This window comes from Pseudomonas sp. TNT2022 ID642, from assembly GCF_028656995.1.
In the GTDB taxonomy this organism is placed as follows: domain Bacteria; phylum Pseudomonadota; class Gammaproteobacteria; order Pseudomonadales; family Pseudomonadaceae; genus Aquipseudomonas.
Window position 1 is genome coordinate 58,773 of the sequence record NZ_JAMDGW010000016.1, and the last position, 14,407, is coordinate 73,179.

At 59.6% G+C, this 14,407-nt stretch carries 11 protein-coding genes; 5 read left to right on the top strand and 6 right to left on the bottom strand.

The genetic code is table 11. The features are described 5' to 3' along the window. Window positions 1-86 precede the first annotated feature (86 nt). From M5G26_RS16690 to M5G26_RS16705, 4 genes are all read left to right on the top strand, one after another. On the top strand, window positions 87-2,399 hold the full coding sequence (locus tag M5G26_RS16690; protein ID WP_007915855.1) for a YgiQ family radical SAM protein: 2,313 nt from the start codon (window positions 87-89) through the stop codon (window positions 2,397-2,399). A gap of 564 nt (window positions 2,400-2,963) precedes the next feature. Further along, window positions 2,964-6,239: a transglutaminase family protein gene (locus M5G26_RS16695; protein ID WP_273915989.1), complete on the top strand. Its 3,276-nt coding sequence runs from the start codon at window positions 2,964-2,966 to the stop codon at window positions 6,237-6,239. Window positions 6,240-6,327: 88 nt separating this feature from the next. Continuing rightward, window positions 6,328-8,814: a circularly permuted type 2 ATP-grasp protein gene (locus M5G26_RS16700; protein ID WP_273915990.1), complete on the top strand. Its 2,487-nt coding sequence runs from the start codon at window positions 6,328-6,330 to the stop codon at window positions 8,812-8,814. Beyond that, window positions 8,814-9,704 carry a transglutaminase family protein gene (locus M5G26_RS16705; protein WP_134175833.1) on the top strand — a complete coding sequence of 297 codons (891 nt, stop codon included), beginning with the start codon at window positions 8,814-8,816 and terminating at the stop codon, window positions 9,702-9,704. Before M5G26_RS16700 ends, M5G26_RS16705 begins: the two co-directional genes overlap by 1 nt. A gap of 212 nt (window positions 9,705-9,916) precedes the next feature. Here M5G26_RS16705 and M5G26_RS16710 read toward each other — a convergent pair whose 3' ends face one another. Continuing rightward, complete coding sequence (locus tag M5G26_RS16710) at window positions 9,917-10,114, bottom strand: hypothetical protein (protein ID WP_273915991.1); 198 nt, start codon at window positions 10,112-10,114, stop codon at window positions 9,917-9,919. A 68-nt stretch (window positions 10,115-10,182) separates the two neighbouring features. Beyond that, window positions 10,183-10,770, bottom strand: coding sequence for a TIGR00730 family Rossman fold protein (locus M5G26_RS16715; RefSeq protein ID WP_134175831.1), 588 nt, complete (start codon window positions 10,768-10,770; stop codon window positions 10,183-10,185). Between the two features lie 340 nt (window positions 10,771-11,110). On the opposite strand from M5G26_RS16715, the gene azu reads away from it, so the two are divergent. After that, window positions 11,111-11,557 carry an azurin gene (gene azu / locus M5G26_RS16720; protein ID WP_007915878.1) on the top strand — a complete coding sequence of 149 codons (447 nt, stop codon included), beginning with the start codon at window positions 11,111-11,113 and terminating at the stop codon, window positions 11,555-11,557. Between the two features lie 172 nt (window positions 11,558-11,729). Here the strand turns inward: azu and nadE are convergent, their stop codons facing one another. The 4 genes from nadE to M5G26_RS16740 are packed head-to-tail and all read right to left on the bottom strand — an operon-like array spanning window position 11,730 to window position 14,352. Next, a complete protein-coding gene (nadE, locus tag M5G26_RS16725; protein ID WP_122599297.1) occupies window positions 11,730-12,557 on the bottom strand; it encodes an ammonia-dependent NAD(+) synthetase in 828 nt (275 codons plus the stop codon). Window positions 12,558-12,561: 4 nt separating this feature from the next. Beyond that, the gene (pncB, locus tag M5G26_RS16730) at window positions 12,562-13,785 is read right to left on the bottom strand and encodes a nicotinate phosphoribosyltransferase (RefSeq protein WP_108224408.1); all 1,224 of its coding nucleotides are present in this window, start codon (window positions 13,783-13,785) and stop codon (window positions 12,562-12,564) included. 50 nt (window positions 13,786-13,835) lie between these two features. Further along, window positions 13,836-14,090: a hypothetical protein gene (locus M5G26_RS16735; RefSeq protein WP_038360419.1), complete on the bottom strand. Its 255-nt coding sequence runs from the start codon at window positions 14,088-14,090 to the stop codon at window positions 13,836-13,838. Further along, entirely contained in the window at window positions 14,083-14,352 is a 270-nt protein-coding gene (locus tag M5G26_RS16740) for a hypothetical protein (protein WP_038360420.1), read from the bottom strand. Before M5G26_RS16740 ends, M5G26_RS16735 begins: the two co-directional genes overlap by 8 nt. Window positions 14,353-14,407: the final 55 nt, after the last annotated feature.

Sequence of the window (14,407 nt, forward strand, 5' to 3'; positions counted from 1 at the left end):
AGAAACCGACCGCCGTCGTCGGAATTGGTCAAAATTTGTGCTATATTCCGCGCCCGCGATTTTTCACTTCAACACCGGTCGTCGACATGCAAGCAGCCAAGCCGTTATTTGACTATCCAAAATATTGGGCCGAATGTTTCGGGCCAGCGCCATTCCTGCCGATGAGCAGGGAGGAGATGGATCAGCTTGGCTGGGATTCGTGCGACATCATCATCGTCACCGGTGATGCCTACGTCGATCACCCGTCGTTCGGCATGGCGATCATCGGCCGGCTGCTGGAGTCGCAAGGCTTCCGCGTCGGGATCATTGCGCAGCCGAACTGGCAGTCCAAAGACGACTTCATGAAGCTCGGCGAGCCGAACCTGTTCTTCGGGGTTGCGGCGGGCAACATGGACTCGATGATCAACCGCTACACCGCGGACAAGAAAATCCGTTCCGACGACGCCTACACGCCTGGCGGCATGGCCGGCAAGCGTCCGGATCGCGCGAGCCTGGTCTACAGCCAGCGCTGCAAAGAAGCCTACAAGCATGTGCCGATCGTACTCGGCGGTATCGAAGCCTCGCTGCGTCGCATCGCCCACTACGATTACTGGCAGGATCGCGTGCGTAACTCGATCCTGATCGACGCCAGCGCCGACATCCTGCTGTACGGCAACGCCGAACGCGCAATTGTCGAAGTCGCTCAGCGTCTGTCTTATGGCCACAAGATCGAAGACATCACCGATGTGCGCGGCACCGCGTTCATCCGTCGCGATACGCCGAAAGACTGGTACGAAGTCGACTCGACGCGTATCGACCGTCCGGGCAAGGTCGACAAGATCATCAACCCGTACGTGAACACCCAGGACACCCAGGCCTGCGCCATCGAGCAGGAAAAAGGTCCGGTTGAAGATCCGCAGGAAGCCAAGGTCGTTCAGATCCTGGCCAGCCCGCGCATGACCCGCGACAAGACCGTGATTCGTCTGCCGTCGGTTGAAAAGGTCCGTGGCGACGCCGTTCTGTATGCCCACGCCAACCGCGTGCTGCATTTGGAAACCAACCCGGGCAACGCCCGCGCGCTGGTGCAGAAGCATGGCGAAGTCGATGTCTGGTTCAACCCGCCGCCGATTCCGATGACCACTGAAGAAATGGACTACGTGTTCGGCATGCCGTACGCACGTGTTCCGCACCCGGCGTACGGCAAGGAGAAAATCCCGGCCTACGACATGATCCGTTTCTCGGTGAACATCATGCGTGGCTGCTTCGGTGGCTGCACCTTCTGCTCGATCACCGAGCACGAAGGCCGGATCATCCAGAACCGTTCCGAAGAGTCGATCATTCGCGAAATCGAAGAGATCCGCGACAAGGTTCCAGGCTTCACCGGGGTCATTTCCGACCTCGGCGGCCCGACCGCGAACATGTACCGCATCGCCTGCAAAACGCCGGAAATCGAATCCGCGTGCCGCAAGCCGTCCTGCGTGTTCCCGGGCATCTGCCCGAACCTGAACACCGACCACTCGTCGCTGATTCAGCTGTACCGCAGCGCCCGTGCGTTGCCGGGTGTGAAAAAGATTCTGATTGCCTCCGGCCTGCGTTACGACCTCGCGGTCGAGTCGCCGGAGTACGTCAAAGAGCTGGTGACGCACCACGTTGGTGGTTACCTGAAGATCGCCCCGGAACACACCGAGGAAGGTCCGCTCAACCAGATGATGAAACCGGGCATTGGCAGCTATGACAAGTTCAAGCGCATGTTCGAGAAGTACACCAAGGAAGCGGGCAAAGAGCAGTACCTGATTCCGTACTTCATCGCCGCCCACCCGGGCACGACCGACGAAGACATGATGAACCTCGCGCTGTGGCTCAAGGGCAATGGCTTCCGCGCTGACCAGGTGCAGGCGTTCTACCCGTCGCCGATGGCCACCGCCACCGCGATGTACCACTCGGGCAAGAACCCGCTGCGCAAGGTCACCTACAAGAGTGATGGCGTGACTATCGTCAAGAGCGAAGAGCAGCGTCGTCTGCACAAGGCGTTCTTGCGTTATCACGACCCGAAAGGCTGGCCGATGCTGCGTGAAGCGCTGATCCGCATGGGCCGTGGCGACCTGATCGGTTCGGGCAAGGATCAGTTGATCCCGACGCACCAGCCGGCTACCGACAGCTACCAGAGCGCCCGTCGCAAGAACTCGACGCCGGCCGGCAGCCATAAAGTGGCGAAGGAAGGCAAAGAGAAGACCACCAAGATCCTCACTCAGCACACCGGCCTGCCACCGCGTGCCAGTGATGGCGGTAATCCTTGGGACAAGCGTGAGCAGGCCAAGGCAGCGGCGTTTGCCCGCAACCAGCAGGCAGCCAAAGAGCGTAAAGACGCTGCGAAAGGCAAAGGGCCGAAGCCGACCCGCAAGCCGGTGGTACCGCGCTAAACATCGCTTGAGCTGAGCAGAACGCCAACCTTCGGGTTGGCGTTTTGCATTTCTGGGGCTGGATATTGCGTTGTCCGGGAGATCCATCCCCCTCACCCCAGCCCTCTCCCCCATGGGGGGCGAGGGGGAAGGGAGCCGATCGCTGTGCTTTTCAAAATCGAAGTTCGACTCAGGACTTTCACGTCGGCGTATCTCTAACAGCCACCTCGGTCAGTCCCCTCTACCTAGGGCGGTCCGACGTTTCGGGAGGGTCAGGGTGAGGGGCTCTTCACAGCAGATCTCCATGCTTCTCAAAATCCGGGGTCGACTCAGGACTTTCACGTCGGCGTATCTCCAACAACCACGTCGGTCAGTCCCCTCTCCCTATGGGCGGTCCGACGTTTCGGGAGGGCCAGGGTGAGGGGCTCTTCGCAACATTTACGTGCAATCAGCCCAAACCATTTCCCCGCATCGCCCGATTTTGGTGCTGTACTGCCCTAAGCATTCCGGGAAAGCGCCCAAGCCCTCTGCATGGCATAAGTCTTGCGCGCTTTCGAATACGCTTAGGCTCGCAGGAGGCACGCCGTGTCGATTCATGTCGCATTGCATCACGTCACGCATTACCGCTACGACCGCGCTGTCGAACTCGGCCCGCAGATCGTTCGCCTGCGCCCGGCCGCCCACAGCCGCACGCGGATTCTGTCGTATGCGCTGAAAGTCTCGCCCGAGCAGCACTTCATCAACTGGCAGCAGGATCCGCAAGGCAACTACCTTGCCCGATTGGTGTTCCCCGAGAAAACCAATGAGCTGCGCATCGAAGTCGATCTGCTCGCCGAGATGGCCGTGTTCAACCCGTTCGACTTCTTCCTCGAACCCTACGCCGAGAAAATCCCCTTCGCCTATGCCGCCGATGAGCGCAAGGAGCTGGCGCCGTACCTCGAAACCCTGCCGCTGACGCCGAAATTCAAGGCCTATCTGGACGGAATCGACCGCACGCCGTTACCTGCGGTGGATTTTCTGGTGGCGCTCAACCAGCGCTTGAGCGAAGACATCGGTTACCTGATCCGCATGGAGCCGGGCGTGCAGACGCCGGAACACACCCTCGAACATGCCTCCGGCTCCTGCCGCGACTCGGCGTGGCTGCTGGTGCAACTGCTGCGTAACCTTGGATTGGCCGCGCGATTTGTCTCCGGCTACCTGATTCAACTGACCGCCGACGTGAAAAGTCTCGACGGCCCGTCCGGCACTGACGTCGATTTCACCGACCTGCACGCCTGGTGCGAGGTGTATTTGCCAGGCGCGGGCTGGATCGGCCTGGATGCGACTTCCGGGCTGTTTGCCGGTGAAGGGCATATCCCGTTGGCCTGCAGTCCCGATCCGTCCTCGGCGGCACCGATCAGTGGCTTGGTCGAGCCGTGCGATTGTGTGTTCAGCCATGAGATGTCGGTGGAACGGATCTGGGAGGCGCCGCGCGTCACCAAACCCTACACCGATGAGCAGTGGCTGGCGATTCAGGCACTCGGCCGACAGATCGATGCCGACCTGCTGGCGGATGACGTACGCCTGACCATGGGTGGCGAACCGACTTTCGTTTCCATCGATGATCCGGACGGTGCCGAGTGGAATACCGCCGCGTTGGGCGCGGACAAGCGCCGGCTCTCTGCCGAACTGTTTCAGCGCATGCGCAAACACTACGCACCGAAAGGCCTGGTGCATTTTGGTCAGGGCAAGTGGTATCCCGGCGAGCAACTGCCGCGCTGGTCGCTCAACTGCTACTGGCGCCGCGACGGCGTGCCGATCTGGCACAACGATGCCTTGATCGCCGATGAGCAGCAGGATTACGGCGCCAATGGCGAATTGGCCGGGCGCTTCCTCGCCAGTGTCGCCGAGCGACTGAAGTTGCCTACGCGTTTTGTGTTTCCGGCCTACGAAGACAATTTCTATTACCTCTGGCGTGAGGGCACCTTGCCGAGCAACGTCAGCGCCGAAGATTCACGTCTGGAGGAACCGCTGGAGCGCGCACGCCTGCGTAAAGTCTTCAGTCAGGGCCTCAACAAAGTCATTGGCCAAGTGCTGCCGCTGGCGCGTACGGCCAAGGGCGATCAATGGCAGAGCGGGCGCTGGTATCTACGTGACGAGCACTGCCGACTGGTGCCCGGGGATTCGCCGCTGGGGTATCGCTTGCCACTGGGTTCGCAGCCGTGGGTGAAGGCTGCCGAATATCCGTTTATTCATCCGCAGGACCCGAATCAGGAGTTCCCTGAGCTTCCGGAAACCGCGCAGCTCAACCGTCACGGCGAACCGGCGGCGCCTGACGAACGCGCGCCGAAAATCGACGAGTCCGCTGACTGGCTGACCCGCACTGCATTCTGCGCCGAGGCTCGCGAGGGCCGCTTGTACCTGTTCATGCCGCCGCTGGAGCGCGTCGAGGATTATCTGGAACTGGTGGCCGCCATCGAAGCGACGGCTGAAGAACTGCATTGCCCGGTGTTGCTGGAGGGCTACGAGCCGCCGAGCGATCCGCGTCTGAGCAACTTCCGCATCACCCCGGATCCCGGTGTGATCGAGGTGAATGTGCAGCCGTCGGCGACCTGGGACGAATTGGTCGAACGCACCGGGTTTCTCTATGAAGAGGCACGGCAAACCCGACTGACCACCGAGAAATTCATGATCGATGGTCGCCACACTGGCACCGGCGGCGGTAACCATTTTGTGCTCGGTGGTGCGACGCCAGCGGATTCACCGTTTCTGCGTCGCCCGGATCTGTTACGCAGCCTGATCAGTTACTGGCACAACCATCCGTCGTTGTCGTATCTGTTTTCCGGATTGTTCATCGGCCCGACGTCGCAGGCGCCGCGTGTCGATGAGGCGCGCAATGATGCACTGTACGAACTGGAAATCGCTTTCGCGCAAATGCCGGAGCCGGGCGAGGAGTGCGCGCCGTGGCTGGTGGATCGTCTGCTGCGCAACTTGCTGATCGACGTCACCGGTAACACTCACCGAGCCGAGTTCTGCATCGACAAACTGTACTCACCGGATGGCGCCACCGGACGTCTCGGCTTGCTGGAACTGCGCGCCTTTGAAATGCCGCCGCACGCGCGCATGAGTCTGGCCCAGCAGCTGTTGCTGCGGGCGCTGGTCGCACGTTTCTGGCGTGAGCCTTATGCGCCGCCGAAACTGGCGCGTTGGGGCACCGAGCTGCACGATCGTTTCTTGCTGCCGCACTTTATCGAGCAGGACTTCGCCGACGTCATCGTGGAGCTGAACAACGCCGGTTATCCGCTGCGCGCGGAATGGTTTGCCGCGCATCTGGAGTTTCGTTTTCCCAAGGTCGGCGATTACGCCGTCAACGGCATCGAACTGGAGCTGCGTCAGGCGCTGGAGCCTTGGCATGTGCTGGGCGAGGAGGGCGCGGCAGGCGGCACGGTGCGTTACGTCGACTCATCTCTGGAGCGTCTGCAGGTCAAGCTCAAAGGGCTGCCGCCGCAGCGTTATTTGCTGACCTGTAATGGCATCGCGGTGCCGTTGCACCCGACCGGGCGCGTGGGCGAGTTCGTCGCGGGTGTGCGTTACCGTGCGTGGCAACCGGCCAACTGTCTGCAACCGACGATTCCCGTGCACGCACCGCTGGTGTTCGATTTGCTCGACACCTGGATGGGCCGTTCGCTGGGTGGATGTCAGTACCACGTCGCCCATCCGGGCGGGCGTAATTACGAGACGTTGCCGGTCAATGCCAACGAAGCGGAGAGCCGGCGCATGGCGCGATTCTTCCGCGTCGGACACACGCCGGGGAAACTTCCTGTACCCAACGTGGAAATCAGTGACGAGCTACCGATGACAATCGATTTGCGACGTTTCTAAGTCCTGCGCGACACGCGGATTTTTCGTATATCCGCGTGTCATGTGCCTGCGTTAGTCTGACCGTTCCTTGCTGTCTGCCGAGCTTTCCATGCCTGACCTGCTAGACCGCTACCCGCTCACGGCGGGCACTTATCACGAACTGCTCGATGGCAGTGGCGCGGTGCGCCCGCACTGGCGGCGGCTGTTCGATCAGTTGCAGCGCAGTACTCCGGCCCAACTGGTGCAGCGGCAGGCATTGCTGGCGCGGCAAATTCAGGAAAACGGTGTCACCTATAACGTTTACGCGGATCCCAAGGGAGCTGATCGTCCGTGGGAGCTGGATCTGCTGCCCCATGTGATTGCAGCAGATGAATGGCAACAGTTGTCGGCAGGCATCGCTCAACGTGCCCGACTGCTCAACGCTGTGCTGGCGGACTTGTACGGCCCGCAACGGCTGATCAGCGAAGGCTTGTTGCCGGCAGAGCTGGTCTTTGGTCACAACAATTTTCTCTGGCCGTGTCAGCGGATCGCGCCGCCGGAAGAGATATTTCTGCATCTGTACGCCGTGGATCTGGCACGCACGCCGGACGGACGTTGGTGGGTCACGGCGGATCGCACACAAGCGCCGTCGGGTGCCGGGTATGCCCTGGAAAACCGCACCATCGTGTCCCGTGCCTTTCCCGAGTTGTACCGGGATCTGAAGGTGCAGCATCTGGCGGGCTTCTTCCGCACCTTGCAGGAAACCCTCGCGCGGCAGGCGCCAAGTGACGATGACGCGCCGCTGGTGGTGCTGCTCACTCCGGGGCGTTTCAACGAAAGTTATTTTGAACATTTGTATCTGGCTCGCCAGCTGGGTTACCCGCTGGTCGAGGGCGGTGACCTGACGGTGCGCGATGCCACGGTCTACCTGAAAACCCTCAGTGGCTTGCGTCGGGTGCACGCAATCATGCGCCGGCTCGATGATGATTTCTGCGATCCGCTTGAGCTGCGTACGGATTCGGCGCTCGGCGTGCCCGGTCTGCTCGAAGCCGTGCGTCAGGGGCGAGTCCTGGTTGCCAACGCGTTGGGCAGCGGCGTTCTGGAGTCGCCGGGTTTGCTGGGTTTTCTGCCGAAGATCAACCAATACCTGTTCGGCGAAGAGCTGATCTTGCCGTCAATCGCGACGTGGTGGTGCGGCGAGCCACCGGTGCTGGCGCAGGCCTTGGAAAAACTACCTGAGCTGTTGATCAAACCGGCGTTTCCCTCGCAAAGCTTCACGCCTGTATTTGGCCGTGATCTGAGTGAAAAACAGCGTCACACGCTTGCCGAGCGCATGCAGGCGCGCCCTTATGCCTACGTTGCGCAAGAATTGGCTCAGCTATCGCAAGCGCCGATCTGGCAGGCCGAAAATGGTCAACTGCAACCGCGGGCGATCGGCATGCGCATGTACGCCGTGGCCGGTGGTGATGGCTATCGTGTGCTTCCCGGAGGTCTGACCCGGGTGGCCGCCGAGGCGGATGCCGAAGTGGTATCGATGCAGCGCGGTGGGGCGAGCAAGGACACTTGGGTGCTTGGCGATCGTCCACCCAGCGGCGAGCAATGGAAGAGCCAGCGTAATGTCGGGGTGCACGATCTGGTGCGGCGCGATCCGTATCTACCCTCGCGAGTGGTGGAGAACCTGTTCTGGTTCGGCCGTTACTGCGAACGCTGCGACGACAGTGCGCGGCTGCTGCGCATCATGCTTGCGCGGTATGTCGATGGTGATGACCCGCAAGCGTTGCAGGCGGCGGTCGATCTCGGTGAGCGCTTGACGTTGTTGCCGGATGAAGGAGAGCTGCCCGAGCGCTTGCTCGCTGCATTGCTCGGTGAAGACTGGTCGTTCAGCCTGCGTTCCAACCTGCAACGCTTGCAGTGGGCGGCCTCACAGGTGCGCGGCAAGCTTTCGCGGGAGAACTGGCAGGCGCTGGTGGAGTTGCAGCGCGAAGCGATGGAACTGGACACCGACGAGCCTGACTTCGGCGAACTGCTGGATTTCCTCAACCGGCTGGTGATGTCGCTGGCGGCGTTGTCCGGGTTTGCCCTGGACGACATGACCCGCGACGAAGGCTGGCGCTTTCTGATGATTGGCCGGCGTATCGAGCGACTGCAGTTTCTCAGCAGCAGCCTCGCGGCGTTTCTGCGTGGCGCTGGTGCTTTCGATCAGACGGGCCTGGAGTGGTTGCTGGAGTTGGGCAACAGCAGCATCACCTATCGCTCACGTTATCTGGCCGTGGCGCAATTGATTCCGGTGCTCGACCTGTTGCTGCTCGACGAGCAGAACCCGCACGCGGTGTTGTTCCAGTTGAAACTGGTCACGCGCACGTTGAAACGTTTGAACGATGATTTTGGCGTGCCACGGGAAGCGGGGTTGCCGCGACTGGTCGAGCGTCTGGCGCGATTCGATCTGGGTTGTCTGGAGAATCCATTGTTCGGTGAGTCCAGCGTACGAGCGGCTTTGAGCGGTCTGGCGGATCTGCTGCAAGAGATTGCCGAAGCCAGTGGGCAGGTCTCGGATCGCTTGGCTCTGCGTCATTTCGCTCATGTCGATGACGTTAGCCAACGCACGGTGTCCGTCTGATGAATGCTCGATACCAGATCTTCCACGACACCTGTTATCACTACGACAGCCCGGTTTCCCTGGCGCAGCAACTGGCGCACTTGTGGCCGCGAAAATGCGATTGGCAGCGTTGTACCGCACAGCAATTGCTGATCAGTCCGGACCCGACCGCACGGCGCGATGAGCTGGATGTGTTTGGTAATCCGTTGACCCGACTGGCCTTCGAGCGTCCGCATGACGAGTTGCAGGTCAATGCACAACTCACGGTGGAAGTGCTGGCGCGGCCTGTACTGGATTTCAATCAGTCGCCCGCCTGGGAGCTGACCCGCGATGCGCTGACCTACAGCAGCCAGCCGTTGTCCGCTGCGTTGCTCGAAGCCTGTCGCTACCGGTTCCAGTCACCGTACGTGCATTTGAAGCGCAGTTTCGTCGAGTTTTCGCAAAGCTGTTTTCCGCCTGGACGACCGTTGCTGTTGGGCGTGCAGGACTTGATGCAGAAGATCTTCAGCGAGTTCACCTTCGATGCTGAAGCAACCCAAGTGGCGACCCCGTTGGTGGAAGTGCTGGAGCGGCGACGCGGGGTGTGTCAGGACTTCGCGCACTTGATGCTGGCGTGCGTGCGCTCGCGAGGGCTGGCGGCGCGCTACATCAGTGGTTATTTGCTGACGCAGCCGCCGCCGGGGCAGCCACGCTTGATCGGCGCCGATGCGTCGCATGCGTGGGTGTCGGTATTTTGTCCGGTGCTGGGCTGGGTGGATTTTGATCCGACCAACAATGTGCAACCGGCGCTGGAGCACATCACGTTGGCGTGGGGGCGGGATTTTTCCGATGTGTCACCGTTGCGCGGGGTGATCCTCGGCGGCGGCAATCATGATCCGGAAGTGCGCGTCACGGTAATGCCGCTGGATTAACCTGATCAAAACTGTGGGAGCGAGCCTGCTCGCGAATGCTTTCTTTCAGTAAGTGATTTATCGACTGACACGACGCTTTCGCGAGCAGGCTCGCTCCCACATGGGAATTTGGGTGTGCTTGGGAAGGGGGAGGGCTGTGAGGGCCAGCAGTGAAACTGCCAGCCCCGTCACAAATCCGCAGGGTCTGATTCGATCATCAAACCCGGTGGGGTTCAGGCGTCGGGCGCCTGATCTTTCGGTTTTTCAGTCGCATCGGTTGCATCAACATCATCTTGCGTCGCCACTTCACCGTCAGGGTTCAGTGCTGCTTCTTCAGCGGTTTGTTTCTTGCGCTGAAGCTTTTCCTCTTTCTTCTGTTCCTTTGCCAGGTCTCGTTGACGTTTGGCGAAGGAGTAATTGGGTTTGGCCATGGGCGATCCTCTTGGGTCGAAGGTGAGGTTGAGCGGCGCATATTCTGCCCTGTATCGGTGCCTCGTGGTTAGCCGGGTTTTTGGTCGACCCACTTGGGCGTGATGGTCGGCTTCCAATTATCCAGGGCATCGAGCAGTGTTTGCGGCGATTCGCTCACTTGCAGCATGTCACGGTGTGGCGCGCGAACGAAGCCTTCACCGACGATATGGTCAAGAAATGCAGTGAGTTTGCTGTAGAAACCGTTCACTTCCAGCAGGCCCAACGGTTTGCCGTGGTAGCCGAGCTGGCCCCAGGTCCAGACTTCGAACAACTCTTCCAGTGTGCCGAGGCCGCCGGGCAGGGCGATAAACGCATCGCTGAGTTCAGCCATGCGCGCCTTGCGCGCGTGCATGCCGTCGACCACTTCCAGACGCGTCAGACTTTTGTGACCGATTTCCTTGTCCATCAGGCTCTGCGGGATGATGCCGATCACTTCGCCGCCAGCGGCCAGCGCCGCATCGGCGACAATGCCCATCAGACCCACAGCACCACCGCCGTAGACCAGGGTCAACTTGCGTTCAGCCAAGGCCCGGCCAAGGGCGATGGCGGCTTCGGTGTAAGCCGGATCAGTGCCCGCATTGGCACCGCAAAATACACAAACGGATTTCAGAGACATGCTTTTCTCCTGGGTCAATCCGACACAGGGTAATGGCTGGCACGCCTCGATCCAAGGGCTAAACTTCGCGTTCCGGCGATTCAAAGGTGCCGCTGGCGCCACAGGCGTAGGCGGCGAGCAAACTGCACAACAGACCGTTAAAGAACATGACAGACACTCCGTCTCAGTAGATGTGCCGATCATAGGGCCGGCCGGGGAATCTGGCCGTTAGATTGTCTCGATGAGTGTCATAGCCTGAAAGTTGTATACAATTTTTGACTCAAGTCATAGGAACTTGCGAAGATTTCAGGCAGTCTTTCCACCATTCGTGTTTTTGTTAACCCTGCCTTGGAGATTCACCATGTTTTCCAAAGTTGTTGCGGTATCCCTGCTGGCGCTGGCCAGCAGCCAATTGATGGCTGCCGAGTGCAAAACCACCGTTGACTCCACCGATCAGATGTCCTTCAACACCAAGGAAATCGTGATCGACAAGAGCTGCAAGACTTTCACCGTTGAACTGACTCACTCCGGCAGCCTGCCGAAGAACGTCATGGGCCATAACCTGGTAATCAGCAAAGAAGCGGACATGCAGCCAATCGCCACTGATGGCCTGGCTGCTGGCATCGACAAAAACTACCTGAAAGATGGCGATGCTCGCGTGATCGCGCACACCAAAATCATCGGTGCCAAGGAAACTGACTCGGTAACCTTCGACGTGTCGAAGCTGGCCGGCACTGATAAATACGGCTTCTTCTGCTCGTTTCCAGGCCACATCTCGATGATGAAAGGCACCATTACTGTCAAGTAAGCCGGTCAACCGCGTCATCGTTCTTCGCGAGCAGGCTCGCTCCCACAGGTTTGCGCCATCAATGTGGGAGCGAGCCTGCTCGCGAAGGGGCCATCCGTATCAATGAAAGCAATGGCCAAAGAAAAGCCCGCTGAGAATCACTCCTCAGCGGGCTTTTTCATTCCGTCAGCGCTTAAGGCGCAAACGGCATCACGCGTTTGTGATGAGTCTTGTTGTAGGTCGCGACGATGATGTCGAACGCTTCCTGACGCACCGGCTCACCGTGCAGGAACGCATCGATCTCGGCATAGGTCACGCCGTGCGATGCTTCATCCGGTTTGCCTGGCGACAGGTCTTCCAGATCCGCCGTTGGCACTTTCTCGACCAGCGACTCCGGCGCGCCAAAGCTGCGGGCAATCGCGCGCACCTGATTCTTCACCAGGCCGCTGAGCGGTGCCAGGTCGCAGGCGCCGTCACCAAACTTGGTGAAGAAACCCATCACCGCTTCCGCCGCATGATCAGTGCCGATCACCAGACCGTGCGCCGCGCCAGCGATGGTGTATTGGGCGACCATACGCATGCGTGCCTTGGTATTGCCGAGCACAAAGTCCACCGACACCGCGTGCTTGCCTTCAAACGCCGCCACTTCACTGGCCAGCGATTTCACCGCCGGGCCGATGTTGACAGTGTGACGTTCGTCCGGGGCGATGAAATCTACTGAGGCCTGGGCGTCGTGCTCGTCGAACTGGGTTTCGTACGGCAGGCGCACGGCGATGAATTTGTAGCTGTTGTCGCCGGTCTGGTCGCGCAGCTCGCGCATCGCGCGCTGGGCCAACAGGCCGGCGGTCAGCGAATCGACACCACCGCTGATGCCGAGCACCAGCGTCTTGAGCCCGGAATTGACCAGACAATCCTGAATAAAGGCAATGCGCCGGGCGACTTCGGCCTGCAGGGCCTGGTAGTCGGCGAACGGCGGTTGCACCTTGAGCTGTTCAGCAATCTCACGCTGTACGGCTTGCATGAATTCACTCCTTGCTAGATAGACTGGAATCGGCAGGAACCTGGAACACGTGTCGCAAATAGGCGACGAAATTCGGGTCTTTGCAGTGGGACTTGCCTGGCTCGTCGGAGATTTTCGCCACCGGTTGGCCGTTGCAGGCAGTCATTTTAAGCACGATGCTCATCGGTTCGACACCCGGAATGTCACAGGTGAGGTTGGTGCCGATGCCGAAGCTGACGTTGATCCGGCCGTGCAGCGCGCGGAAGATCTCCAGCGACTTAGGCAGGGTCAGGCTGTCGGAGAACACCAGGGTCTTGCTCATCGGGTCGATGCCGAGTCTGTGATAGTGGGCGATGCATTTTTCGCCCCACACCACTGGGTCACCGGAGTCGTGGCGCAGACCATCGAAAAGCTTGGCGAAGAACAGGTCGAAATCGCCGAGGAAGGCATCGGTGGTGATGCAATCAGTCAGGGCAATCCCCAGCAAGCCGCGGTATTCGCGGACCCAGCAATCGAGCGCGGCGATCTGGCTGTCGATCAGCCGTGGACCCAGTTGCTGGTGCGCCATGATCCACTCGTGGGCCATGGTGCCCAGCGGTTTCATGTCCAGTTCTCGCGACAGATGCACGTTACTGGTGCCGACAAAACGGCCGGGGAAGTCGTGCTTGAGCACATTCACAACTTCGGCCTGCACACCGTACGAAAAGCGGCGGCGGGTGCCGAAATCGGCGACCTGCAGTTGCGACAATTCGTCGGCCGAGGCGTTGGCGGTCAGCCAGTCGAACTTGCGGTAGAGCTGCTCGCGCGCTTGTTCGAGCACGGTTTCACGGTAGCGATAGCGGTTGCGTACTTCGCTGACGATCGCCAGCAACGGCACTTCGTAGAGGATTACGTGCAGCCATGGTCCACGCAGGCGGATGAACAACTCGCCGTTTTCGATCCCGGTGTGCAGATAGCGCAGGTTGAAGCGGAACAATCCGAGAAAACGCAGGAAATCCGGTTTGAGGAAGCTGATGCGCTCAAGAAAACTCAGTTGATCGGCGCTCAGGCTCAGCTCGGCCAGACGCTCGATCTGAAAACGGATCTCGGCCAGATAGGGGCGCAGATCCTCGCTGTTACGGCAACGGAACTCCCATTCGACTTCGACGTTGGGGTAGTTGTGCAGCACCGCCTGCATCATCGTCAGTTTGTAGAAGTCGGTGTCGAGCAGGTTCTGCACGATGCGATCGGCAAACACGCTCTCGCTCATAACGGGGTCTCCAGGTGCGCCGCGCCTGTGCGCGGTCTCAATCAATGGCGCTAGTGGCGCATATCAGCGGTGGGGATTGCCAGTGCTTTTTTGATTTCAGGTGAAAGATCCGCTGAGGCCATACACCTTAGCCCGCAAAAATTGTTCATTTTCGGTTGTACCTCAAGTGCGGCGTGAAGCACTTGTTCAAGACAGTCCCAGCTCTTTATATACTCGGCGAGCAGAGAGTGTCTTGGTATCAGCTTGGTTTCAACTGCTTTAATCATGGCCGCTCTTATCATTTCGTTGGTTGCAATTTTATACATGGATGAAGCTTCCCTTGAAGGAGATCTGTTCCAGCGTATCAACACCATCCTGAAGTAATACATAGGCAGGCAGTATTAGTCGATAGAAGTCAGAGTCGTTGGTTCCTTTAATAGTGACTGAGGTGAACGTCTCCAGGAGACTGGCGGCCGCGCGGATTCTGAAGCAGGCGTCTTCAAATAACTGATCAGGTGCGGCATGCGAGTCTATAAAGAAGGTGGGAATGTTAGTTGCGTTTGCTTTGAGCGGATGAAATCGATTCATGGGATAAGCTCTTTCAGATTGTTTTAGACGTGACAGGTCGAGGAATCTAATATTA